At 67.7% G+C, this 21,976-nt stretch carries 26 protein-coding genes; 10 read left to right on the top strand and 16 right to left on the bottom strand.

The genetic code is table 11. From position 1 onward, the window contains the following. Window positions 1-52 precede the first annotated feature (52 nt). Both ispF and carD read right to left on the bottom strand, forming a co-directional pair. Complete coding sequence (gene ispF, locus V4U86_RS02460; RefSeq protein ID WP_395309713.1) at window positions 53-532, bottom strand: 2-C-methyl-D-erythritol 2,4-cyclodiphosphate synthase; 480 nt, start codon at window positions 530-532, stop codon at window positions 53-55. 18 nt (window positions 533-550) lie between these two features. Then, window positions 551-1,039, bottom strand: coding sequence for an RNA polymerase-binding transcription factor CarD (gene carD / locus V4U86_RS02455; protein WP_019512593.1), 489 nt, complete (start codon window positions 1,037-1,039; stop codon window positions 551-553). 248 nt (window positions 1,040-1,287) lie between these two features. Here carD and V4U86_RS02450 point away from each other — a divergent pair, with 248 nt between their 5' ends. The 3 genes from V4U86_RS02450 (at window position 1,288) to disA (ending at window position 4,450) form a co-directional block, all read left to right on the top strand. Beyond that, a complete protein-coding gene (locus tag V4U86_RS02450; protein WP_395309712.1) occupies window positions 1,288-1,890 on the top strand; it encodes a hypothetical protein in 603 nt (200 codons plus the stop codon). Window positions 1,891-1,982: 92 nt separating this feature from the next. Continuing rightward, window positions 1,983-3,329 carry a DNA repair protein RadA gene (gene radA / locus V4U86_RS02445; protein WP_395311891.1) on the top strand — a complete coding sequence of 449 codons (1,347 nt, stop codon included), beginning with the start codon at window positions 1,983-1,985 and terminating at the stop codon, window positions 3,327-3,329. Window positions 3,330-3,370: 41 nt separating this feature from the next. Continuing rightward, complete coding sequence (gene disA / locus V4U86_RS02440) at window positions 3,371-4,450, top strand: DNA integrity scanning diadenylate cyclase DisA (RefSeq protein WP_395311890.1); 1,080 nt, start codon at window positions 3,371-3,373, stop codon at window positions 4,448-4,450. Window position 4,451: 1 nt separating this feature from the next. On the opposite strand, the gene V4U86_RS02435 is transcribed toward disA, so the two are convergent. Continuing rightward, window positions 4,452-5,234, bottom strand: coding sequence for a hypothetical protein (locus V4U86_RS02435; protein ID WP_395309711.1), 783 nt, complete (start codon window positions 5,232-5,234; stop codon window positions 4,452-4,454). A gap of 87 nt (window positions 5,235-5,321) precedes the next feature. Continuing rightward, window positions 5,322-5,942: a carbonic anhydrase gene (locus V4U86_RS02430; RefSeq protein ID WP_395309710.1), complete on the bottom strand. Its 621-nt coding sequence runs from the start codon at window positions 5,940-5,942 to the stop codon at window positions 5,322-5,324. Between V4U86_RS02430 and V4U86_RS02425 the strand changes: the two genes are divergently transcribed. Continuing rightward, on the top strand, window positions 5,941-6,831 hold the full coding sequence (locus tag V4U86_RS02425) for an A/G-specific adenine glycosylase (RefSeq protein WP_395311889.1): 891 nt from the start codon (window positions 5,941-5,943) through the stop codon (window positions 6,829-6,831). The genes V4U86_RS02430 and V4U86_RS02425 overlap by 2 nt on opposite strands. Here V4U86_RS02425 and V4U86_RS02420 read toward each other — a convergent pair. Further along, window positions 6,828-7,799 (bottom strand): GlxA family transcriptional regulator, encoded by a 972-nt coding sequence (locus tag V4U86_RS02420; protein ID WP_395309709.1) that lies wholly within the window; start codon window positions 7,797-7,799, stop codon window positions 6,828-6,830. The two genes, V4U86_RS02425 and V4U86_RS02420, sit on opposite strands and share 4 nt — an antisense overlap. 71 nt (window positions 7,800-7,870) lie before the next feature. On the opposite strand from V4U86_RS02420, the gene V4U86_RS02415 reads away from it, so the two are divergent. Next, a complete protein-coding gene (locus V4U86_RS02415; protein WP_395309708.1) occupies window positions 7,871-8,137 on the top strand; it encodes a hypothetical protein in 267 nt (88 codons plus the stop codon). Here V4U86_RS02415 and V4U86_RS02410 read toward each other — a convergent pair. Further along, window positions 8,111-8,893 carry an alpha/beta fold hydrolase gene (locus V4U86_RS02410; RefSeq protein WP_395309707.1) on the bottom strand — a complete coding sequence of 261 codons (783 nt, stop codon included), beginning with the start codon at window positions 8,891-8,893 and terminating at the stop codon, window positions 8,111-8,113. The two genes, V4U86_RS02415 and V4U86_RS02410, sit on opposite strands and share 27 nt — an antisense overlap. 42 nt (window positions 8,894-8,935) lie before the next feature. Between V4U86_RS02410 and mhuD the strand changes: the two genes are divergently transcribed. The 4 genes from mhuD (at window position 8,936) to V4U86_RS02390 (ending at window position 11,309) form a co-directional block, all read left to right on the top strand. Continuing rightward, entirely contained in the window at window positions 8,936-9,247 is a 312-nt protein-coding gene (gene mhuD / locus V4U86_RS02405; protein WP_395309706.1) for a mycobilin-forming heme oxygenase MhuD, read from the top strand. Between the two features lie 85 nt (window positions 9,248-9,332). Continuing rightward, a complete protein-coding gene (locus tag V4U86_RS02400) occupies window positions 9,333-10,571 on the top strand; it encodes a serine hydrolase (RefSeq protein ID WP_395309705.1) in 1,239 nt (412 codons plus the stop codon). A gap of 32 nt (window positions 10,572-10,603) precedes the next feature. After that, a complete protein-coding gene (locus V4U86_RS02395) occupies window positions 10,604-10,969 on the top strand; it encodes a YidH family protein (RefSeq protein ID WP_395309704.1) in 366 nt (121 codons plus the stop codon). 1 nt (window position 10,970) lies between these two features. Continuing rightward, the gene (locus V4U86_RS02390) at window positions 10,971-11,309 is read left to right on the top strand and encodes a DUF202 domain-containing protein (RefSeq protein WP_395309703.1); all 339 of its coding nucleotides are present in this window, start codon (window positions 10,971-10,973) and stop codon (window positions 11,307-11,309) included. Here the strand turns inward: V4U86_RS02390 and V4U86_RS02385 are convergent. From V4U86_RS02385 to V4U86_RS02370, 4 genes are all read right to left on the bottom strand, one after another. Continuing rightward, window positions 11,306-11,719, bottom strand: a complete 414-nt coding sequence (locus tag V4U86_RS02385; RefSeq protein WP_395309702.1) for a DUF302 domain-containing protein — start codon at window positions 11,717-11,719, stop codon at window positions 11,306-11,308. The two genes, V4U86_RS02390 and V4U86_RS02385, sit on opposite strands and share 4 nt — an antisense overlap. Window positions 11,720-11,768: 49 nt before the next feature. Then, entirely contained in the window at window positions 11,769-12,038 is a 270-nt protein-coding gene (locus tag V4U86_RS02380; RefSeq protein ID WP_395309701.1) for a metal-sensitive transcriptional regulator, read from the bottom strand. A gap of 62 nt (window positions 12,039-12,100) precedes the next feature. Continuing rightward, window positions 12,101-12,976: a sulfite exporter TauE/SafE family protein gene (locus tag V4U86_RS02375; protein ID WP_395309700.1), complete on the bottom strand. Its 876-nt coding sequence runs from the start codon at window positions 12,974-12,976 to the stop codon at window positions 12,101-12,103. Further along, entirely contained in the window at window positions 12,973-13,548 is a 576-nt protein-coding gene (locus tag V4U86_RS02370) for a rhodanese-like domain-containing protein (RefSeq protein ID WP_395309699.1), read from the bottom strand. Before V4U86_RS02370 ends, V4U86_RS02375 begins: the two co-directional genes overlap by 4 nt. 191 nt (window positions 13,549-13,739) lie before the next feature. Between V4U86_RS02370 and V4U86_RS02365 the strand changes: the two genes are divergently transcribed. Beyond that, complete coding sequence (locus V4U86_RS02365; protein ID WP_395309698.1) at window positions 13,740-15,119, top strand: MBL fold metallo-hydrolase; 1,380 nt, start codon at window positions 13,740-13,742, stop codon at window positions 15,117-15,119. A gap of 135 nt (window positions 15,120-15,254) precedes the next feature. Here V4U86_RS02365 and V4U86_RS02360 read toward each other — a convergent pair whose 3' ends face one another. From V4U86_RS02360 to lysS, 6 genes are all read right to left on the bottom strand, one after another. Further along, window positions 15,255-15,803 (bottom strand): histidine phosphatase family protein, encoded by a 549-nt coding sequence (locus tag V4U86_RS02360; protein WP_395309697.1) that lies wholly within the window; start codon window positions 15,801-15,803, stop codon window positions 15,255-15,257. A gap of 60 nt (window positions 15,804-15,863) precedes the next feature. After that, complete coding sequence (locus V4U86_RS02355) at window positions 15,864-16,658, bottom strand: CbtA family protein (RefSeq protein ID WP_395309696.1); 795 nt, start codon at window positions 16,656-16,658, stop codon at window positions 15,864-15,866. Window positions 16,659-16,682: 24 nt separating this feature from the next. Beyond that, window positions 16,683-16,907 carry a CbtB domain-containing protein gene (locus V4U86_RS02350; protein WP_395309695.1) on the bottom strand — a complete coding sequence of 75 codons (225 nt, stop codon included), beginning with the start codon at window positions 16,905-16,907 and terminating at the stop codon, window positions 16,683-16,685. 184 nt (window positions 16,908-17,091) lie between these two features. After that, window positions 17,092-19,617, bottom strand: a complete 2,526-nt coding sequence (gene clpC1, locus V4U86_RS02345) for an ATP-dependent protease ATP-binding subunit ClpC (protein ID WP_395309694.1) — start codon at window positions 19,615-19,617, stop codon at window positions 17,092-17,094. 375 nt (window positions 19,618-19,992) lie between these two features. Continuing rightward, complete coding sequence (gene lsr2 / locus V4U86_RS02340) at window positions 19,993-20,334, bottom strand: histone-like nucleoid-structuring protein Lsr2 (protein WP_395309693.1); 342 nt, start codon at window positions 20,332-20,334, stop codon at window positions 19,993-19,995. Window positions 20,335-20,464: 130 nt separating this feature from the next. Continuing rightward, window positions 20,465-21,976 carry a lysine--tRNA ligase gene (gene lysS / locus V4U86_RS02335; protein ID WP_395311888.1) on the bottom strand — a complete coding sequence of 504 codons (1,512 nt, stop codon included), beginning with the start codon at window positions 21,974-21,976 and terminating at the stop codon, window positions 20,465-20,467.

Below are 21,976 nucleotides of genomic sequence, written 5' to 3'. Positions count from 1 at the left end.
ACGACGTGCCAGCTTACCGGCCTTCCGGCGCCAGCCGTAAACGCCGTGCGGGTTAGTTCTGCGCAGCGGCCACGAGCGCGGTCGCGATGGCAGCCAAACCCTCGCCGCGCCCGGTCAGGCCGAGGCCGTCGGTGGTGGTTGCCGACACCGAGACGGGCGCACCGAGCAGTTCGGAGAGCAGGGCCTGGGCTTCGGCCCGGCGGGGCCCGATCTTGGGTCGGTTGCCGATCACCTGGACGGCGGCGTTGGCCACCCGGAAACCGGCTTCGGTCAACAGGGCGTGCACATGCCGCAGCATGTCGGCACCGCCCACGCCGCGCCACTGGGGTTGATCGGTGCCGAAGACAGCACCGAGATCGCCGAGACCGGCCGCGCTCAGCAGCGCATCGCACAACGCATGAGCGGCGACGTCACCGTCGGAATGACCGGCACATCCGTCGGCGTCTTCGAAATTGAGGCAGAGCAGCCAGCACGGCCGCCCTGCCTCAATGGGATGAACGTCGGTCCCGAGACCGACGCGCAGGTCCGTCACAGAGGAAACTTCGTGCCGCTAGGACGCGGCAGCCAGCGCCTCATCGAGAATGATGGTGGCCTTCTCGTCGTCGGTGTTCTCGGCGAGTGCGAGCTCGCCGACCAGGATCTGACGGGCCTTGGCCAGCATGCGCTTCTCGCCCGCGGACAGGCCACGCTCCTGGTCCCGGCGCCACAGGTCGCGAACAACCTCGGCGACCTTGTTCACGTCGCCGGATGCCAACTTCTCCAGGTTCGCCTTGTACCGGCGCGACCAGTTGGTCGGCTCCTCGGTGTGCGGAGCGCGCAGCACCTGGAAGACCTTGTCCAAGCCCTCCTGCCCGACCACGTCACGCACGCCGACGTACTCGGCATTGTCTGCGGGAACACGAACGGTGAGATCCCCCTGCGAAACCTTCAGGACGAGATACTCTTTCTGCTCGCCTTTAATGGTCCGGGTTTCGATCGCCTCGATCAACGCAGCACCGTGGTGTGGATAGACGACGGTGTCTCCGACCTTGAAAATCATCAGTTTCGAGCCCCTTTCACAGGTCGATGTTACCACGGGGCCCGACGGCGCGGGGAACAACAATGCAGGTCAGGGGCATCAGCGGTGAACACTAGGGGTTGACACCGTGACCAGAACGTGCAACCGGACGCGCGTTCGGTAGGCCCGCAACGCAACTCGTCGGGCCGCTCGCAAGCCCTCGGCTACCGCCCCGAAACGCGACCTACTACTCTGCATAGTCGAATCCATTGGTCGAGCAGGAGGCTTCGGTGACGTCGGCAGTGTCAAAGAACCGCTACAACACGCGGGCGTCCCGGCTGGCTGTCGCTGCCCTCGCCGCAGGCCTTGCACTCACCGGGTGCAGCGCGGGCCAGGTGTCCCAGAGCGCCAACCAGGAGCCGGCCGTGAACGGCACGGTCACCTCCGTCGGCGACATCGCGGTGCGCAACATCTTCCTGCGCGCTCCGCAGACCGCCGACTATGTGCAGCCCGGGACCGATGTGGAACTGCTGTTCGCGGCCGCCAACAACTCGGCGGACGTCGGCGACAAGCTGGTTTCGGTCACCTCCGAGGTCGGCACGGTCACCCTCAGCGGCGACACCACCGTCCCGGCCAACGGGCTGCTGCTGGTCGGCAACCCGGACAACCACGACCTGTTGGGCACCATCGAGCGCGAGGAGGAGGTCGAGGCTCAGGTCACGCTCACCGAGCCGATCTCCAACGGGCTGATGTACGACTTCACCTTCAACTTCGAACGGGCCGGATCCACCACGGTCCCGGTGCCGATCTCCGCGGGCGAGGTCCCGCGCCGCGACGGCGAACCGGTCCCCGGCCGCAGCAGCGACGGCGGACACGGCGGCGGCGGACACTGACGTTCGACTGATTTGTCGGCGGTGACGGCTACCGTCACACCGTGGCTTCGAAAGTACGTTCGCAGTACCGCTGTTCCGAGTGCAACCACGTCATGCCCAAGTGGGTGGGGCGCTGCCCGGACTGCGGGACCTGGGGCACCGTCAACGAGGTCGTCGCCCTCACCGCACTGAACGGCAACTCGACCCGCCGCGCGGTCGCCCCGTCCTCGCCGGCGGTGCCGATCACCTCCATCGATCCGGGCGTCACCCGGCATTTCCCCACCGGGGTCAGCGAGCTGGACCGGGTACTCGGCGGCGGGCTGGTCCCCGGCTCGGTCACGCTGCTCGCCGGCGATCCCGGCGTCGGGAAATCCACCCTGTTGCTCGAGGTGGCGCACCGATGGGCCCGCAGCGGTCGCCGTGCGCTGTACCTGTCGGGTGAGGAATCGGCCGGCCAGATCCGGCTGCGCGCCGAGCGCACCGGGTGTACGCACAGCGAGATGTACCTGGCGGCCGAGTCCGACCTGCAGACCGCACTCGGGCACATCGAGCAGGTCAGGCCCACCCTGGTGGTGGTCGACTCGGTGCAGACCATGTCGAGCACCGAGGCCGACGGCGTCACCGGCGGGGTCACCCAGGTGCGGGCGGTCACCACCGCGCTGACCTCCTACGCCAAGATGGCCCGCGCCTCCGACGGGGTGGCGTTGCTGCTGGTCGGGCACGTCACCAAGGACGGCGCCATCGCGGGCCCGCGCTCGCTGGAGCACCTGGTCGATGTGGTGCTGCACTTCGAGGGCGACCGGGCCTCGGCCCTGCGCATGGTGCGCGGCGTGAAGAACCGCTTCGGTGCCGCCGACGAGGTGGGCTGTTTCCTGTTGCACGACAACGGGATCGAATGCGTGGCCGACCCGTCCGGACTGTTCCTCGATCAGCGTCCGGCCCCGGTATCGGGCACCGCGATCACGGTCACCCTGGACGGCAAGCGCCCGATGATCGGTGAGGTGCAGGCGCTCATCGGCCAGGAGTCGGCCGGCAATGCGCGTCGCGCGGTCAGCGGTATCGATTCCTCCCGCGCCGCGATGATCACCGCGGTCCTGGAGAAACGCGCCAATCTGCCGGTCGGGCGGCACGACATCTACCTGTCCACGGTCGGCGGGATGCGGCTGACCGACCCGTCCTCGGACCTCGCCGTCGCCATGGCGATCGGATCGGCCTACATCGACGTCCCGATGCCCGCGACCGCCATCGCCATCGGCGAGGTCGGGCTGGCCGGGGATCTGCGCCGGGTCAGCGGGCTGGACCGCCGGCTCGCCGAGGCGGCCCGGCTCGGGTTCACCGACGCCATCGTGCCGCCGGGGGTCAAGGATGTGCCGCCCGGTCTACGTCTGACCACCGCAGAGAACATCTCCACGGCATTGCGGGCGCTCCGCTCGATCGGCAACAATGGCGGCCGATCCTAGGAGGCGCGATGGCGGTGAAGTCCAGGGCCAACCGCAACGTGGTGCATCTGGCCCGCCCCACACTGCGCGAGACGCTCGGGCGGCTCGCCCCGGGTACCGACCTGCGCGACGGCCTGGAACGGATCCTGCGCGGCCGGACCGGCGCCCTGATCGTGCTGGGGTACGACGACAGCGTCGAGGCGATCTGCGACGGCGGTTTCTCGCTGGACGTGCGGTATGCCCCGACAAAGCTGCGCGAGCTGTCCAAGATGGACGGCGCGGTGGTGCTCTCCAGCGACGGCACCCGCATCCTCAAGGCCAATGTGCAGTTGGTGCCCGACCCCTCGATACCCACCGACGAGTCCGGCACCCGGCACCGCTCCGCCGAACGCAGCGCCGTGCAGACCGGATATCCGGTCATCTCGGTCAGCCATTCGATGAGCATCGTGACCGTGTACGCCGCCGGCGAGCGGCACGTGGTGCCGGACACCCCGACCATCCTGTCCCGGGCCAACCAGACCATCGCCACCCTGGAGCGCTACAAATCCCGGCTCGACGAGGTGAACCGGCAGCTGTCCACCGCCGAGATCGAGGACTTCGTGACGTTGCGGGACGTCATGACGGTCGCCCAGCGCCTGGAAATGGTGCGCCGGATCAGCCTGGAGATCGACGCCGACGTCGTCGAGTTGGGCACCGACGGCCGTCAGCTCAAGCTGCAGCTGGAGGAACTGGTCGGCGGCAACGACACCGCCCGCGAACTGATCGTGCGTGACTATCACGCCAACCCGGATCCCCCGAGCGCGGCGCAGGTGGGCGCCACCCTGGAGGAGCTGGACGCACTGTCGGACAACGAGCTGCTCGACTTCACCGCGCTGGCAAGGGTTTTCGGCTACCCGTCGACCCTGGAGGCCCAGGACTCGGCGATGAGTTCGCGGGGCTACCGGGCGATGGCGGGCATTCCGCGGCTGCAGTTCGCGCACGTGGATCTACTGGTGCGCTCGTTCGGCTCGCTGCAGGGCGTGCTCGCGGCCAGTGCCACCGACCTGCAGTCGGTCGACGGCATCGGCTCGATGTGGGCGCGCCACATCCGGGAGGGTCTGTCCCAGCTGGCCGAGTCGACGATCGCCGACCAGCTGGCCTGACTCAGTTCCCCGGGGCCTGCCCGCTGCCGTCGTGCGGCAGGGCACCCTCGGGCGCCGGTGCCTCACCGGGTGGGGCGGCCTCGGCCAGGATGAACGGCACCGTCGCCGAACGCAGGTTGCCCAACTGCACCAGCAGGTTGTAGGTGCCCGGGCCGATCGGCTCGCGGGGCAGCGGGCAGTTCGGCGCCGAGCCCATCCCGGTCCAGGTGACCTCGGTGGTGACCTGCTCGCCGGGGGCGAATTCCTTGACCAGCGTCTCGTTGGACGGCGCGCAGTCCAGGTTCGACCACAGCCGTTGGTTGTCGAGTGAGTAGACGTAGGCGGCCAGCACGGCGGCACCCACATCGCGCTTGCAGGAGACCAACCCGATGTTGGTGACCACCATGGTGAACTTCGGCTGATCGCCCATCACGTAATCGGGGGCGCTGGTGATGCCCTTGACCGCCAGCGTGGAGTCCGGGCAGTCGTCGCCCTCCTGCAGGACCGGGGGCGGGGTGACCGCGGCGGTCGGCGTGGGCGTCGGCGGCGGGGCCTGATCGGCGGGCGGCACGACCGGCGTCTTGACGCCGGGCTCCTCGCCGGGCAGCGGGGTGGGGGGTGCAGCGCCCTCGGTGTTCGCGGTCTGGTCCGCGGTGGCGTTGTCTGATCCGCCGCTGTTGGAAACCACCACCGCCACGATGGCGGCAACGATGGCGATCACGAGCACCGCGACACCTATCGCCAGCGCCCGGCGACGCCGGTAGATCTCCGGAGGCAGCTGGCGGTTGGATTCGGTGTCTAGCACGACCTCAACGGTAAGCCGGGCTCACGCCTGGCGGCCCGAGGCGTCGCGGCGTGTCGGCTGTGGTGTTGCCGAGGCCGCAGCGGGCGCTCAGGCCTCGCCGATGTCACCCAGGTGGTCGCGCAGCGCCACTCGGCCGTCGGCCAGGTGGTAGGTGAGGCCGACGATGGCCAGCGAGCCGGCCTCGACGCGCTCGGAAATGACGGTCGACCGGGCCATCAACTGCGCCCCGGTTTCCGCGACGTGCCGGGCCTCGAACTCGTCGACCCTGGTCAGGCCGTCCTTGCGGCCGAGCAGGATGGACGGCATGACCCGCTCCACGATGTCGCGGACGTAACCGCCGGGGATCGCGCCCTCGTCCAGCGCCGTCAGGGTGGCCTTGACCGCACCGCAGCTGTCGTGGCCGAGGATGGCGATCAGCGGCACGTTGAGCACCGCCACGGCGTACTCGATGGAGCCGAGCACCGCGGAATCGATGACGTGGCCGGCCGTGCGGACGACGAACATGTCGCCCAGTCCCTGATCGAAGATCAGTTCGGCGGCAACCCGGCTGTCACCGCACCCGAACAGCACCGCGGTCGGCTTCTGGGCCTCGGTGAGACGCGCGCGGTCCTCGATGCCTTGGCTGGGATGCAGAGGTTTGCCGGCAACGAAACGCTCGTTACCCTCCTTGAGTGATTTCCACGCAGCGATCGGGTTCGAGTTGGGCATAGCTGACATTGTGCCTCAGCCACCGGGAATCGATGCAGGCGAGTTGCTGGGATGGTTCGAGCACGCCGAGCGGGATCTGCCGTGGCGCCGGCCCGAGGTCACCCCTTGGCAGATACTGGTCAGCGAGTTCATGCTGCAGCAAACCCCGGTGAACCGGGTGGAGCCGATCTGGCTGGATTGGGTGGCACGTTGGCCGACGCCGTCGGCGACCGCGGCGGCGGGACCCGCCGATGTGTTGCGGGCATGGGGGAAACTCGGTTACCCGCGGCGGGCGAAGCGGCTGCACGAGTGCGCGGTGGTCATTGCCACCGAGCACGGTGATCAGGTGCCCCGCGAGGTGGAGACGCTGCTGACCCTGCCCGGCGTGGGTGCCTACACCGCGCGGGCCATCGCCTGTTTCGCCTACCGGCAGCGGGTGCCGGTGGTGGACACCAATGTCCGGCGGGTGGTATCGCGGGTCGTGCACGGCAGCCCGGAGAATCCGGCGCGGGCCGGCGACCTCGCCGAGGTTGCCGCCCTGTTACCCGACGACGATGCGGCACCGAGGTTCTCGGCAGCCCTGATGGAACTCGGGGCCATCGTGTGCACGGCCCGCAAACCGCGCTGCGGGTTGTGCCCGCTGGCCGAATGCCGTTGGCGCAGTGCCGGATACCCGGAGTCCTCCGCGCCGGCCCGCCGGGTGCAGCGCTACGCGGGCACCGACCGCCAGGCCCGGGGCCGATTGCTCGATGTGCTGCGCGCCAGCTCGACCCCGGTCACCCGGGCCCAGCTGGACGTCGCCTGGCTCTCCGACACCGCGCAGCGGGACCGGGCGCTGGATTCGCTGTTGGTCGACGGCCTGGTCGAGCAGACGGACACCGGACTTTTCGCGCTGGCGGGCGAAGGCTAAGCGCTCTCCTCACACTGCGCATCGCAGGAGAATCGGCGGCGGTAGTCCGAGGGGGTCACGCCGATGATCCGACGGAAGTGGTGCCGCAGCAGCGTCGCGGTGCCGAACCCGCAGCGCTCGGCCACCCGGTCGACGTCCAGGTCGGTCTCTTCGAGCAGCCGCCGCGCGTAGAGCACCCGCTGATCGGTCACCCACTGCATCGGGGTGCGGCCGGTCTCCTCGACGAAGCGGCGCGCGAAGGTGCGCGCCGACATGTTGGCCCGGGCGGCCAGGCCGGCCACGGTGTGCGGTTTGTCCAGGTTGGCCAGAATCCAGTCCAGTTGGGGCGCAAAGCCTTCCGAGTAGCGCACCGGTATCGGCTGGTCGATGTACTGACGCTGACCGCCGTCGCGCTGCGGCGGGACCACCATCCGACGGGCGATCTTGTTGGTGACCTCGGCACCGAGTTCGCGGCGCACCAGGTGCAGGCAGGCGTCGATTCCGGCCGCGGTGCCCGCGCTGGTGATCAGATTGCCGTCGTCGACGAACAGCACGTTGCGGTCCACCCGGGCCGTCGGATGGGATGCGGCCAACTGATCGGCGTGCATCCAATGGGTGGTGCAGGGCCGGCCGTCCAGCAGGCCGGCCGCACCGGCCAGAAAGGCCCCCGAACACACGGTGAGAACGGTGGAACCGGCGTCGACGGCCTGCCGGACGGCGGCCAGCGCTTCGGGTAGGTAGTCCGTACCGCCGATGGCGGGGATGGCCACCAGGTCGGCACCGATGAGGGCGTCCAGACCGTGGTCGGGGGTCAGCGTGGCGCCCACCGAGGTGCGCACCGGCCGGCCGGCCTCCGGGCCGCACACCTTGAAATCGAAGTTGGGCACGCCGTCGGCGGACCGGTCGATACCGAAGACCTCGCAGATCACGCCGAACTCGAAAATCGCTAGACCGTCCAGCACCAGCACCGATACGCTCGTAATCGCCATGGCAGCATTTTATCTCAGCGTGTCATTCCTGCCACTGTTGGCTGGATATTTATCAATGGAGCATTACTGCCATGACTACAGCACTCATCCTCCTCGCCATCCTGGCGCCGTTCCCGTTGGCCGGGTTATTGATCCGGCAGGCATACCGGCAGGGCAACCTGCGCCTGCACCTCAAGCAGTTCCGGCCCGCGGCGCCCTTCGCCGGACGCCTGGCCGGCAGCGACCACGGATTCGACCGCGACGGCCTGCGGACGCTGCACGAACTCGACGCGATCCGGACCCGCTTCGAGCACCAACCCGCGTGGCCGACCTCAAGCGCGTCCGGTGAGCGACGTTAGGAACGCCTCGACGGCCTCCCGGTACACCTCCGGGGCGTCGTCGTGGATCAGATGACCGGCCCCCGGCACCTGCAGATAAGTCGTCGCATGGCCGGTCTCGTGCATCCGCCGCATCTGTCCGGGTGGCGCGACGGTCCCGCCCGCCTCCAACAGCAGCACCGGGGCCCGTACGTCCGCCCACTGCTGCCAGTAGTCCCGGGTGCCCCACTCGGCAGCGATCTCGATCCAGCGGGCGGTGTGCCCGTGCAGCCGCCACCCGGTCGCGGTCCGGTCGAAGGCCTCCAGGAAGTACTGCCCGGCGACCGGCCCGAACTCCTGATAGACCCGCTCGGCAGAGCCGAACTCGACCGGCAGCGCGTGCAGCCACGGCTCCCACGGTCCGGTGGTACGGCCCCGGAAATCCGGGGCCATGTCCTCCACCACCACCGCCGCCACCAGCTCCGGGTGCGACGCCGCCAGACACCACGAGTGCAGACCGCCCATCGAATGGCCGATCAGGACCACCGGCCGCCCCAGCGTGGCGACCGCATCGGCCAGGTCCGCCACGAAACGCTCGGTGCTGATCGGTTGCGGATCGGCGACCTCGCGCCCCCGGTGCCACGGCGCGTCGTAGGTGTACACCGGGCCGAACCCGGCCAGCCAGGACGACTGCCGCGACCAGGTGCTGCCGCGCCCCATCAGCCCGTGCACCAGGACCAGCGGTGTGCTGTCCGGGTCGGTCCCGCCGCCGCGATGGATCAGTAGGTCGGTCCGCATGCCGACATCCTGCCGCGCCCGGCTCCGGGTAGCCTGAAGCACATGCCCGTCGTGAAGATCAATGCCATCGAGGTGCCCGCCGACGCAGGCCCGGAGCTGGAGAAGCGGTTCGCCAACCGCGCCCACGCCGTCGACAGCCAGCCCGGCTTCCTCGGCTTCCAGCTGCTGCGTCCGGTCAAGGGCGAGAACCGCTACTTCGTGGTCACCCAGTGGGAGTCCGACGAAGCGTTCCAGGCGTGGGCCCAGGGTCCTGCCGTGGAGGCGCACGCCGGTCAGCAGCACAAGCCGGTCGCCACCGGCGCCTCGCTGCTGGAGTTCGAGGTTGTGTTGGACGTTGCGGGGACAGGCAAGTAGCACGTCGCGGCCCGTACTCGTTCTAGCGGCCCTGGCCACCACGGCCGCAGTCCTGGCTTCCGGATGCGCCCACACCGGGCCGCCGGTGGCCGAGGCGGCGTACGGGATGCACATCGACACCAACACCCCGCAGGGCCTGCGCGCCAAACAACTGCTCGACATGGTCAACTCCGATTGGCCGATCGGCGTGGTTCCGGTGGCGACGCTGGCCGTGCCGGAGCAGGTCGAGTGGGTCGCCGGAGCGATGGACCGGCTATGGGCCGACCGCCCCATCACCGTCACCGCCATCTCGCTGGGTGCCGGACAGGCCACGCTGCACGTCCGTAACTCCTACAGCGTCGAGCAGACCATCGAGTTGCGCACCGGCGACGGAGGCCTGGTCGACCGTTTCGAGGTGGCCATCGACGAACCCGAGATCAGGCAGTGGTCCGATGTGGACGCCGAGATCACCCGCACCGGCGCCGATTACGCGTACCAGGTGTCCAAGGTCGCTGACGGTGAGTGCGTACCGGTGGCCGGAACCGACGTCGACCAATCCCTGCCGCTGGCATCGATCTTCAAGCTGTACGTGCTGCTGGCGGTGGCCGAGGCCGTCAACGACGGCACCGTCGGGTGGGACGAGCAGCTGGTCATCACCAAGGAAGACAAGGACGTCGGCTCCGCGGGCTTCAACGAACTCGAGCCAGGCGCCAGGGTTTCGGTGAGAGATGCTGCGCAGCAGATGATCTCGGCGAGCGACAACATGGCCACCGACATGCTGATGGCCCGTCTGGGTCCGGGCGCGATCGAGCGGGCACTGGTCACGGCCGGTCACCACGATCCGGCGGCGATGACCCCCTTCCCCACCGCGCACGAACTGTTCTCCATCGGCTGGGGTAAACCCGACGTCCGCGCGGAGTGGAAGACCGCATCGCGCGACCGCCGGGCCGAGATGCTCGCGCACACCAGAACCGTGCCCTACGAACCGGATCCGATGCTCACCCGGGAACCCGCTTCGCCGTACGGGATCGAGTGGTACGGCACCCCGATGGACATCTGCCGCGTGCACGCCGCGCTACAGGCCGCGGCAACCGGGCCGGCAGCGCCGGTACGCGACATCCTGTCGGCGACCCCGGGGATCGAACTCGACGAGTCCAAGTGGAGCTACGTCGGCGCCAAAGGCGGAAACCTGCCCGGCGACCTGACTTTCAGCTGGTACGCCGAGGACCGTACCGGGCAGGGCTGGGTGGTCAGCTATCAGCTCAACTGGCCCGAGTACCGCAGCCTGACCGCGGCGTCCTGGCTGCTGTCGGTGGCCACCCAGTCCTTCGACCTGATCCCCTAGCGGCCGCGCACCGAGCACGTATGGTGACGGGGATGGACACCTCCGGATCCACCGGCGACGAAGAGCCGGACTACCGCTTCACGCTGGCCAACGAACGGACCTTCCTGGCGTGGATCCGCACGGCGTTGGCACTGATCGCCGGTGGCATCGCAGTCGTGCAGTTCGTACCGTCTTTCGGGATTCCCGGCGTCCGGCACGGGCTCAGTGTGGCATTGACCGCCGGCGGCGGCGTGCTGGCCGCGCTGGCCGTGCGCCGCTGGCAGCGCGTGCAGGCAGCCATGCGGCGCGACGAGGAACTCCCCCCGACCCATATCCCGGTCCTGCTCGGCGGTGCGATCTTCGTCGTGACGCTGGCGGTCCTGGTGGTGCTGGCGATCTGGCCGCCGACCGGGCAGTGACATGCCTCGCCGCGAACCCTCCAAGCCTGGCCTGCCCGCCGAGCGCACGCTGTTGTCCTGGGAGAGAAGCTCATTCGGATTTCTCGTGGGGGGAACACTGGTGCTGCTGCGTCAGCACGGGCCGCTGGGGCCCGGCCGGATCCTGCTCGCCTGCACCGCCGCGCTACTCGCGCTGCTCGTCCTCGCGCTGGGCTACCGGCGGTCGCGCGCAATGAGGGACAGCCCGGTCGTCGCCGGCCGGATGGTCACCACGGCGCCCCGCGCCGAAGTGGCGTTGATGGGTGGCGCCACGGTGCTTTTCGCCCTCGTACTGGTCGGCGCACTGCTGTTCGCGATCTAACGGTCGTCGCCGGCTTCCAGCTCCTCGATCGCGGCCCGCAATCTGGCGGCGGCCTCATCGGCAACCTCGCGCAGACCGGGCTGGTCGGAGACCTGGACCATGATCTGCGGATCCATCGCATCGACGATGACCGCCTCACCGCCGGCCGAGGTGTCGGCGCGGACGGCCACGTTGCAGGGCAACAGCAATCCGATCTGGCGGTCGGCGTTTACCGCGCGGTGGGCCAGCGGCGGATTGCACGCCCCGAGGATCAGGTAGTCCTCCATGTCCTCGCCCAGCTTCGCCTTCAGGGTGGCTAACATGTCGATCTCGGTGAGCACACCGAAACCCTGGTCCGCCAATGCCTTTCGGGTGCGATCCACTGCGTCCCGGAAGTTCGTGTGCAACCTGGTCGACAGTGCGTAACTCATCATTCCTCCGTTTCGCCGTCGTCGACGCCGACGGTCGGGGCCGCCTGGATCACGCCAGGGCCAGGAACAACTTCTCCAGTTCGGCTTCGGACATCGGCTGCTGACCGTCGGCGGCTTCCCCGGTGAGGCATTCACGCAAACCGGTCGCGACGATCTTGAAACCCGCCCTGTCCAGCGCCCGGGACACCGCAGCCAACTGGGTCACGACGTCCTTGCAGTCCCGGCCCTGTTCGATCATCGAGATCACCCCGGCAAGCTGCCCCTGCGCACGACGCAGCCTGTTGAGCACCGCGGCAATCGCGTCTTCGTCACCAACCATGGCGGGACTCCTTTCATCGGACGGTACAGCGATGGTACCGGTGGGGGTATTCCCCCGGGGTGTCATGCCGGCGCGCCCCGGGTGGCTCCGGCACCGACGATCCGGCGTAGCGGGCAGTGCGCATACCGGGTGCAGGCCAGGGTCATGAGCGCGGCGACCGCGGTCAGAGCCGCCGCGCCGATCCCCACTCCGGGATGGATCTCCTGAGCCAGGATGACCGAGGACATCGCCAGCACGAACCAGCCGAAGGCCTTGCGCAGTGCGTCGGGATCGACCAGCGCGGTCAACCGCGCGCCGAGCAGCGCACCCACCACGGCCGCGGCCGTCACCCCCAGGGCCACCGACCAGTCGATCTGCACGCTGGACAGGTATCCGCCCAGCCCGGCGAAGGATTTCATCGCGATCACGATCAACGAGGTGCCGACCGCGACCGGCATCGGCAGCCCGCCCAGCAGCGCGAGGGCGGGCACCACCAGGAAGCCACCACCGGCCCCGACCAACCCGGTGACCAGCCCGACCACCAACCCCTCGGCGAGGATCGTGGGAACGGGCAGGCGGCGGGACCCTCGGGACGCCTGGACATCCTTGCGCCCACTCAGCATTGCGACCGCGGTGGCGACCATCATCAGCGCGAAGCCGATGAGCAGCACGGTTCCCGGGATGAAGCGGGCCAGCAGGCCGCCGGCATAGGCGCCGGCCATCCCCGCGGCACCGAAGATCAAACCGGTGCGCCATTGCACCCGCCCGGCCCGGGCGTGCGAGACCGCGCCGATGGCGCTGGTGACACCGACGACCAGCAGCGAGGTGGCGATGGCCTGTTTGGCGTCCATCCCGGCCACATAGGCCAGCAGCGGGACGGTCAGGATCGAGCCCCCACCGCCGAGCAGACCCAGCGCGACACCCACGAAGACGGCCAGGCCGACGGTGAGCGCGATCATCGCTGCACCAGCCGGCCGACGATGCTCTGCGCATCGCAGGCGGCGCCACGGTTGTAGGGCAACCTCGACAGCAGCATGCCCATCGCGCAGGTGTCGGACAGTGCCGCGAACGTCAGTCCTGCGCCGACCGCACCGGCCAGCCACTTGAGTTTCGGGGCGGCGATGCTGCCCAGCACGCCGGCCAGCACGATCGAGCCTGCGGCCAATCGGACCTGACGCTCCAGATCCCACCGCGCAGCGCCGCGGGTGACCGCGAATCCCTCGGCCTGCCAGGCGGCGATTCCGCCGTCGAGGATGTGCACGTTCGTCAGGCCGGCTTTGCGCAGCGCCTCCTCGGCCTGTGCGGCGCGCTGACCGGATCGACAGACCAGCACGACGTCCTCATCGAGGTGGGCGATGATCTCCTCGCGGTGCTCGCGCAACAGATCGAGTGGCACGTTGTAGGCGCCGGTGATGTGGACAGTCTCGAATTCGCCAGGGGTGCGTACGTCGAGGACCCGCGGTGGAGTGGGCGAGCCGAGCAACTGGCTCAGGTCGTGGGAATCGATGGTTGCGGGCGCGGTCATGCTCATGTCCTTTCGTCGGGAGCGGCGCGGTATCCGATACCCATGGGGGTATACTGGCCGCCATCGTACATATACCCCGTGGGGTAAATGCAAGCGGGAATGTTTATACCCCTGGGGGTACTTGACATACCCGTGGGGGTATAGTCAGTCTGGATACAGAGGGCCGTTCCCCGGAACCGAAAGAGAGGACCACCACCATGAAGTTCACCCAGTACTACCTGGACTGCCTGTCCCATGCGTCCTACCTGATCGCCGACGAAAACACCGGGCGCGCAGTCGTTGTCGACCCGCAGCGGGATATCGCCGAGTACCTGTCCGATGCCGAGGAGAACGGCTACACCATCGAGTTGGTCATCGAGACGCACTTCCATGCCGACTTCCTGTCGGGTCATCTGGAGCTGGCCGAGGCCACCGGCGCCACGATCGTGTACTCCTCGGTCGCCGAGACCGAGTTCGAGTCGATGGGCGTCACCGACGGCGAGCGCTATTCACTGGGCGAGGTGACGCTGCAGTTCCGGCACACCCCCGGTCACACGCCCGAATCGATGAGCATCGTGGTCTACGAGAACGCCCGCGACGAGACGCCCTATGGCGTGCTGACCGGCGACGCGTTGTTCATCGGCGACGTCGGCCGGCCCGACCTGTTGGCCTCGATCGGGTTCACCCGTGAGGAACTGGCCGAGAAGCTCTACGACTCACTGCGCACCAAGCTGATGACGCTGCCCGATGCGACCCGGGTGTTCCCGGCTCACGGTGCCGGTTCGGCCTGCGGCAAGAACCTGTCCACCGAGCTGTCCTCGACCATCGGCGAGCAGAAGCAGACGAACTATGCGCTGCGCGCTCCGGACAAGGCCACGTTCATGGAGTTGGTCACCGAGGGCCAGCCCCCGGCGCCGGCCTACTTCTCCTACAACGCGGTCCTCAACCGCAAGGACCGGGAGCTGCTGGCCGAATCCGAGATGCCGCCGGCGCTGAGCTACCCGCAGTTGTGCGAGGCGATGGACGCCGGTGCGATCCTGGTCGACGGGCGCGGCCCGGAGGAGTTCGCACTGGGTCACCTGCGCGGCGCGCTCAACATCGGACTGGCCGGCCGCTACGCCGAGTTCGCCGGCTCCGTCGTTCCCACCGACGTCGATATCGTGTTGTTCACCGAACCCGGCCAGGAACTGGAGGCCAAGACACGGCTCGCCCGCATCGGATTCGACCGGGTCATCGGCTACCTGGACCGGCCGTTCGAGGTCATGTTCGACCACTCCGGCGACGTCGGGGTGGCGTCCCGGTTGACGTCCAAGGCGTTCGACCAGCGCGCAGCCAAGCTGTCCGACCTGCAGGTCGTCGACGTGCGCAACCCCGGCGAGGTCACCGCCGGAACCATCCCCGACGCGATCACCATCCCGGTGGGCCAGCTGCCCACCCGACTGGGCGAACTGGACCCGGCCCGCCCGACCGTCGTCTACTGCGCCGGCGGATACCGGTCCTCGGTGGCCGCAAGCCTGTTGCGGCGCAATGGTTTCACCGATGTCAGCGACATCCTGGGCGGCTTCGGCGCCTGGGCGGAATCCAGGCAGAACGCCTGAGCGACCGGCGGTGACGTCCGCCCACCACATGGTGTTGGCCGAGTTCGACTACGACCTGAAGCTGGCACCGTCTACGCGGCAATTACTGGAATCTGATGTTGAAAGGACTGGCGTGAACGTTCGACGGCAGCCGATTCAGTTCAGGCGCAGCGTCCAGACGTGCCCGCGGTAGTGCATGCCGACACGGCCGGCAGGCTCGACGTCTATGCGCCAGAACGATTTCGCCGGAGCGTTCAGCGCATTGATCACCGCGGCCCGGATCACCGCCGGGTGCGTGACCGCGACGAGCCGGCCGCGCTGTTCGGCCACCGTGTCCAGCCAGGCACCCACCCGTTTGCACAGCGCGACAATCGATTCCCCGCCGTGCGGGGCCTGGGACGGGTCGGTCAGCCATACCGTGAGGTCCGCCGGGTCGACGCCGTCGAGTGCGGCACCGCGCCACCGCCCGCAGTTCAGGTCGGCCAACGCCGTCACGGTGGTGGCGCGCAGGCCGAGTAGATCGGCGGTCTGCACGGTGCGCCGTTCCGGGCCGCACACGGCCTGGTCGAACGGACCCGGATCGGCGCACGCACCGACCTGCCGGTGCCCCAGCTCGTTGAGCGGCTCGTCGGTCGCGAATCGTCCGGCTGCCATCGCATCGGTCATACCGTGCGATACGAGGGTCAGCCGGACGACTTCACTCAAGCGGGTGCCTCGCAGGGTCTGGTCCCGCTCGTCATCTACGGTTCACCCCGCAAGCGTCGCTCACACAGCCAGCGGTTCCCGCTTGCTGTCCAGCAGTCGCGACACCAGTGCCGCGAACACCAGGCCGATCGTCGTCCACATGACGACCTGGGTGCCCAGCGAGTAGAGCCGGAACTCGTAGAGGTCGTCGGCGGGGAACGCCCCGAAGACGATGTTGCCCGCCGAATCGGTGATCGGGCCCGGCGTCTCGGCGATGGTCGGCATCAGCAGGAACACCACCGCCATCGACACCACGTAATCGGCGGCCCCCAACAGCGAGGCGTTCCAGGCACCGAACTTGGGTGCCAGCCTGCGGGCCAGCAGCACGGATCCGACCAGCAGCGCCGCCGAGAGCACAGTCAGCAGCAGATACAACAGCGTGCGCTGCTGGATCGTCTCGTCCAGGCTGACCGCAGGCGGGTTCGGCGGGTATTTCAGCGAGGGCACGATCCACAGGGAGATCAGCATGCCGCCCGCCAGAAGGACCGCCGTGGCACGAGCCGAAAGGCTGCCGATGCGGCCATACGCGACGCAGAACAGCACTGCCAGCAACGCGCCCATGGCGACGCTGAAGGCGACCAGGCCGAAGCCCAGTCCGATCGTGGACTGCACGGTGCGGGTGATCTCGATACCGCCGCCACCGTGATCGTGGGCGTGACCGCCGTGATCGATGGCCTCATGTGCCGCACTGACGCCGTCCTCGAACTCGATGGCCCGGTCGATGACCGGCTCGATGAAGATCCAGGACCAGATGAATGCGAGCACGCCGCCTAGGGCGCCGGCCAACAGGCCGCGCCCGATGATGTGTTTTTCCATCGGAGTGTTATCTGCTTCCTGCCGCTAGTGGCAGGGGTAGCCGAGCAGATGCCGGGCGTCGTGCACGAACTCGTGGATGACGGTGTTGGCGCCGAACACCGACGTCGCCCCCTGGTCCATCCCGACGAAATAGAGCACGAGCAGCGCGAAGAACGCCGTCAACGACAGCCACACCACCGCGCTCGCGGCGGAGAGGTCGATGGCACGGGGCCGTGCGGCCTGCGTCTTGGGTGCCTCGGCAGAAGTCATATCCGGTCCTTTCGGGAGTACGCGTCCCAGGTCAACAGCATGGTGACGGGTGTCGGGTCTGACTTTGACAGTGGCGCGACCGTTCTGGGATTACACCAGATTCCGGAACCCGTCGAGAACAGTACGGATATTACGCACAAAGCCCCCGACCGGATACACCGGTCGGGGGCTTTGTCAGCCGTGACTATTCGGCAGCCGTGGCCGCCAGGTCCGCCTCATCGGTGGACGAGGCCGTCTTGGGCCGCCCGGCGAAGGTGAACTTGGCGTTCTCGCCGGCGCCCTCCCCGTCCCAGCCCTCGACGTCGACCGTGACGATCTGGCCCGGGCCGACCTCGTCGAACAGGATCTTCTCGCTCAGCGCATCCTCGATCTCACGCTGGATGGTGCGGCGCAGCGGCCGCGCACCCAGCACCGGATCGAAGCCGCGCTTGGCCAGCAGCGCCTTGGCGTTGTCGGTCAGCTCCATCTCCATGTCCTTGGCCGCCAGCTGCTTGGACACCCGGCCCGCCATCAGGTCGACCATCTGGATGATCTCGTCCTGAGTCAGCTGGTGGAACACGATGATGTCGTCGATGCGGTTGAGGAACTCCGGACGGAAGTGCTTCTTCAGTTCGTCGTGAACCTTGAGCTTCATCCGCTCGTAGTTGTTCTCGCCGCCGCCCTGGGTGAAGCCCAGCCCGACAGCCTTGGAGATGTCGGAGGTGCCGAGGTTCGAGGTGAAGATCAGCACGGTGTTCTTGAAGTCGACCGTGCGGCCCTGGCCGTCGGTGAGGCGGCCGTCCTCCAGGACCTGCAACAGCGTGTTGTAGATCTCCTGGTGGGCCTTCTCGATCTCGTCGAAGAGAACGACCGAGAACGGCTTGCGGCGCACCTTCTCGGTGAGCTGGCCGCCCTCTTCGTAGCCGACGTAGCCCGGAGGGGCACCGAACAGCCGCGACGCGGTGAAGCGGTCGTGGAACTCGCCCATGTCGATCTGGATGAGCGCGTCGTCGTCACCGAACAGGAACTCGGCCAGCGCCTTGGACAGCTCGGTCTTACCGACACCGGACGGGCCGGCGAAGATGAACGAACCGGACGGGCGCTTCGGGTCCTTCAGGCCGGCGCGGGTACGCCGGATCGCCTTGGAAACGGCCTTGACGGCGTCTTCCTGGCCGATGATCCGCTTGTGCAGCTCGTCTTCCATCCGCAGCAGGCGGGTGGTCTCGGCCTCGGTCAGCTTGAACACCGGGATGCCGGTCCAGTTGCCCAGCACCTCGGCGATCTGCTCGTCGTCGACCTCGGCGACCACGTCGAGATCACCGGAACGCCACTGCTTTTCCCGCTCGGCCCGCTGGGCGACCAGCTGCTTCTCGCGGTCCCGCAGGTTGGCGGCCTTCTCGAAGTCCTGCGCGTCGATCGCGGACTCCTTCTCCCGGCGGGCATCGGCGATCTTCTCGTCGAATTCGCGCAGGTCCGGCGGTGCGGTCATGCGGCGGATGCGCATCCGGGCGCCGGCCTCGTCGATCAGGTCGATCGCCTTGTCCGGCAGGAACCGGTCGTTGATGTAGCGGTCGGCCAGGGTGGCGGCGGCCACCAGCGCACCGTCGGTGATGGACACCCGGTGGTGCGCCTCGTAGCGGTCGCGCAGGCCCTTGAGGATCTCGATGGTGTGCTCGACGGTCGGTTCCCCGACCTGCACCGGCTGGAAGCGCCGCTCCAGAGCGGCGTCCTTCTCGATGTACTTGCGGTACTCGTCGAGCGTGGTGGCGCCGATGGTCTGCAGCTCGCCGCGGGCCAGCTTCGGCTTCAGGATGGACGCGGCGTCGATCGCGCCCTCGGCGGCACCCGCGCCGACGAGCGTGTGCAACTCGTCGATGAACAGGATGATGTCGCCGCGGGTGTTGATCTCCTTGAGCACCTTCTTCAGGCGCTCCTCGAAGTCACCGCGGTAGCGGCTGCCGGCCACCAGCGAGCCGAGGTCCAGCGTGTAGAGCTGCTTGTCCTTCAGCGTCTCGGGGACCTCGCCGTGCACGATGGCCTGGGCCAGGCCCTCGACGACGGCGGTCTTGCCGACGCCGGGCTCACCGATCAGCACCGGGTTGTTCTTGGTGCGGCGGCTCAGCACCTGCATGACCCGCTCGATTTCCTTCTCGCGGCCGATGACCGGATCGAGCTTGCCCTCCATCGCGGCGGCGGTCAGGTTGCGGCCGAACTGGTCGAGGACCAGCGAGGTCGACGGGTTGCCGGACTCGCCCCCGCGTCCGCCGGTGCCGGCTTCGGCGGCTTCCTTGCCCTGGTAGCCGGACAGCAGCTGGATGACCTGCTGGCGCACCCGGGTCAGTTCCGCGCCGAGCTTCACCAGCACCTGGGCGGCGACGCCCTCACCCTCACGGATCAGGCCGAGCAGAATGTGCTCGGTGCCGATGTAGTTGTGGCCGAGTTGCAGCGCCTCACGCAGGGAGAGCTCCAGCACCTTCTTGGCGCGCGGCGTGAACGGGATGTGCCCCGACGGTGCCTGCTGGCCCTGGCCGATGATCTCCTCGACCTGGCTGCGCACGCCTTCCAGTGAGATACCCAGCGACTCGAGCGACTTGGCCGCTACGCCCTCACCCTCGTGGATGAGGCCGAGCAGGATGTGCTCGGTGCCGATGTAGTTGTGGTTGAGCATCCGGGCTTCTTCCTGAGCCAGGACGACAACCCGACGGGCACGGTCGGTGAATCTCTCGAACATCGGTTTTACCTGCTCTTCCTCACATAGGGCGGAGACGTGCGCTGTGCAGGAACTGCACAGGCACCGCACCTGCCGTCCACTCTAGTGGTCGGGGTCCACGGGTGCTTTCCCTTGGTGCCTTGCTCGGCAACTTGCTCGGCGCCGCCGGTGTTCACACCAAGTCGATGTCACACGACGTCGATGTCACACCGCTTGATGTCACAACGCAGAATGACCGCCGAACGTTTCCGGAAAACCGCCGGGTTCAGTTCGCCGTGAGCGAAGAACGCCCGCGGACATGCGGAGCGGCGAGAATTCGGCCCATCCGGATCACCGCCGGGCGGGCCGGCAACCGGCGTCCTTTTTGCGAGAGTGGACCGAAATTCGGCCCGAACCCTAGGTGGCGGCGTGGAAAGCGTCGATGACCTCGGCCGGAATGCGGCCCCGGGTGGACACATTGTGCCCGTTGCGGCGGGCCCATTCCCGGATGGCCGCGCTCTGCTCCCGATCGATGGCGGCGCGCCCGCGTCCCGAACCGGCCGAACGCCCACGGCGGCGTCCGCCGACCCGGCGACCCGCTTCCACCCACTGTTTGAGATCGTTGCGCAGTTTCGTCGCATTTTTCGAAGAAAGGTCGATCTCATAGCTGACACCGTCGAGCGCGAATTCGACAGTCTCATCGGCCGCAGCTTCACCGTCAAAATCATCGACCAGCGTGACGGTCACTTTTTTAGCCATATAGCTCACACGACCCTTCTGTGGCCACTCGTAGATTCACCCCGAACCCCTGCGGCAATGGTGGCACACGAATGGAAGGCGTTCAACAACCGATCAGGTATTCCGAGTCAATGTGAGTGTCTGCCACAAGTCAGTTTGTGTGCCTTCGCACAATCGGGAACAAAACGGTCTCCCTAATCGTCAGACCCGTCAATGCCATCAGCAGGCGGTCAATTCCCATTCCGGTACCCGTGGTCGGCGGCATCGCATACTCCAACGCGGCAAGGAAATCCTCGTCCAAACGCATTGCCTCGTCATCGCCGGCGGCCGCCGCAGCGGCTTGCGCGACGAAACGTTCCCGTTGCACCACCGGATCGATAAGCTCCGAGTAGCCGGTCGCCAATTCGAATTTCCGCACGTAAAGATCCCACTTTTCGGTGACACCCGGAATGCTGCGGTGAGCGCGCGTCAGCGGGCTGGTCTCGACCGGGAAGTCACGCACGAAGGTCGGCGCCCACAAGGTCTCGCCCACCGTGTGTTCCCACAGTTCTTCGACCAATTTCCCGTGCCCATATCCGCGGTCGGCGGGAATCTCGACACCGAGTCGCTCGGCGATGGCAAGCAGCCGTTCCAGGGCGGTATCCGGGGTGATCTCTTCCCCGAGCGCCGCCGAGAGCGACGGGTACATTTCCAGGGTCTGCCATTCACCGTCGAAGTCATAGGTACTGCCGTCGGGCAGCTGCACCTGACGGGTGCCCAGGGCTTCGTCGGCAACTTCCTGAATCAGTTCACGGGTGACGATGGCGGAATCGTCGTATGTACCGTAAGCCTGATAAGTCTCCAACATCGCGAATTCCGGTGAATGTGTGGAATCCGCACCTTCGTTTCGAAAGTTCCGATTCAACTCGAAGACCTTCTCGAAACCGCCGACCAGGCAGCGCTTGAGGAACAACTCCGGAGCGATACGCAGATAGAGGTCGGCGTCGAGCGCATTCGAGTGCGTGATGAACGGCCGGGCGGCCGCGCCACCGGGCAGGGTCTGCAGCATCGGCGTCTCGACCTCGAGGAATCCGCGCCGCTCCAGCGCCGAACGGACCGCACGCACCACGGCAATGCGCTGCCGGGCGATCGAACGTGCCTCCGGACGCACGATGAGGTCGACATAACGCTGCCGCACCCGCGATTCCTCGCTCATCTCCTTGTGCGCGACCGGAAGCGGGCGCAAAGCCTTGGAGACGATTTGCCAGGAATCGGCCAGCACAGACAATTCACCGCGACGGGAACTGATGACCTGCCCGTGCGCGAAAACGATGTCACCGAGATCGACGTCGGCCTTCCAGGCGTCCAGTGATTCCTGGCCGACCTCGGCGAGGCTGATCATCAGCTGCAGCTGGGTGCCGTCACCATCCTGCAGGGTGGCGAAGCAGAGCTTGCCGGTGTTGCGGGCGAACACCACCCGGGCCGCGATGCCGACGAGTTCACCGGTCTGGGTATCGGCCGCGAGGTCGGGGTAGGCGGCCCGCAGTTCGGCCAGCGAATGGGTGCGTGCCACCTGCACCGGGTAGGGGTCTCGCCCCTCGGCGATCAAGCGTTCACGCTTGGCCTGCCGGATCCGGTACTGCTCGGGGGTGTCGTCATGATCGGATGCATGGGACGGCGGCAC

Origin of the sequence: Mycobacterium sp. AMU20-3851, from assembly GCF_043974665.1 — a bacterium.
Taxonomy (GTDB): Bacteria; Actinomycetota; Actinomycetes; order Mycobacteriales; family Mycobacteriaceae; genus Mycobacterium.
This window is presented reverse-complemented; position numbering and strand designations above follow the sequence as displayed.

Excerpts from the sequence above, each read along its gene's own strand:
- V4U86_RS02430 (WP_395309710.1), bottom strand. The coding sequence starts at position 5,942 with ATGCCCAACTCGAACCCGATCGCTGCGTGGAAATCACTCAAGGAGGGT.
- mhuD (WP_395309706.1), top strand. The coding sequence starts at position 8,936 with ATGCCCGTCGTGAAGATCAATGCCATCGAGGTGCCCGCCGACGCAGGC.
- clpC1 (WP_395309694.1), bottom strand. The coding sequence starts at position 19,617 with ATGTTCGAGAGATTCACCGACCGTGCCCGTCGGGTTGTCGTCCTGGCT.
- V4U86_RS02420 (WP_395309709.1), bottom strand. The coding sequence starts at position 7,799 with ATGGCGATTACGAGCGTATCGGTGCTGGTGCTGGACGGTCTAGCGATT.
- carD (WP_019512593.1), bottom strand. The coding sequence starts at position 1,039 with ATGATTTTCAAGGTCGGAGACACCGTCGTCTATCCACACCACGGTGCT.
- V4U86_RS02395 (WP_395309704.1), top strand. The coding sequence starts at position 10,604 with ATGGACACCTCCGGATCCACCGGCGACGAAGAGCCGGACTACCGCTTC.
- V4U86_RS02390 (WP_395309703.1), top strand. The coding sequence starts at position 10,971 with ATGCCTCGCCGCGAACCCTCCAAGCCTGGCCTGCCCGCCGAGCGCACG.
- V4U86_RS02415 (WP_395309708.1), top strand. The coding sequence starts at position 7,871 with ATGACTACAGCACTCATCCTCCTCGCCATCCTGGCGCCGTTCCCGTTG.
- V4U86_RS02380 (WP_395309701.1), bottom strand. The coding sequence starts at position 12,038 with ATGGTTGGTGACGAAGACGCGATTGCCGCGGTGCTCAACAGGCTGCGT.
- V4U86_RS02365 (WP_395309698.1), top strand. The coding sequence starts at position 13,740 with ATGAAGTTCACCCAGTACTACCTGGACTGCCTGTCCCATGCGTCCTAC.
- V4U86_RS02375 (WP_395309700.1), bottom strand. The coding sequence starts at position 12,976 with ATGATCGCGCTCACCGTCGGCCTGGCCGTCTTCGTGGGTGTCGCGCTG.
- V4U86_RS02385 (WP_395309702.1), bottom strand. The coding sequence starts at position 11,719 with ATGAGTTACGCACTGTCGACCAGGTTGCACACGAACTTCCGGGACGCA.
- V4U86_RS02355 (WP_395309696.1), bottom strand. The coding sequence starts at position 16,658 with ATGGAAAAACACATCATCGGGCGCGGCCTGTTGGCCGGCGCCCTAGGC.
- V4U86_RS02410 (WP_395309707.1), bottom strand. The coding sequence starts at position 8,893 with ATGCGGACCGACCTACTGATCCATCGCGGCGGCGGGACCGACCCGGAC.
- radA (WP_395311891.1), top strand. The coding sequence starts at position 1,983 with ATGCCCAAGTGGGTGGGGCGCTGCCCGGACTGCGGGACCTGGGGCACC.
- V4U86_RS02350 (WP_395309695.1), bottom strand. The coding sequence starts at position 16,907 with ATGACTTCTGCCGAGGCACCCAAGACGCAGGCCGCACGGCCCCGTGCC.
- lsr2 (WP_395309693.1), bottom strand. The coding sequence starts at position 20,334 with ATGGCTAAAAAAGTGACCGTCACGCTGGTCGATGATTTTGACGGTGAA.
- V4U86_RS02370 (WP_395309699.1), bottom strand. The coding sequence starts at position 13,548 with ATGAGCATGACCGCGCCCGCAACCATCGATTCCCACGACCTGAGCCAG.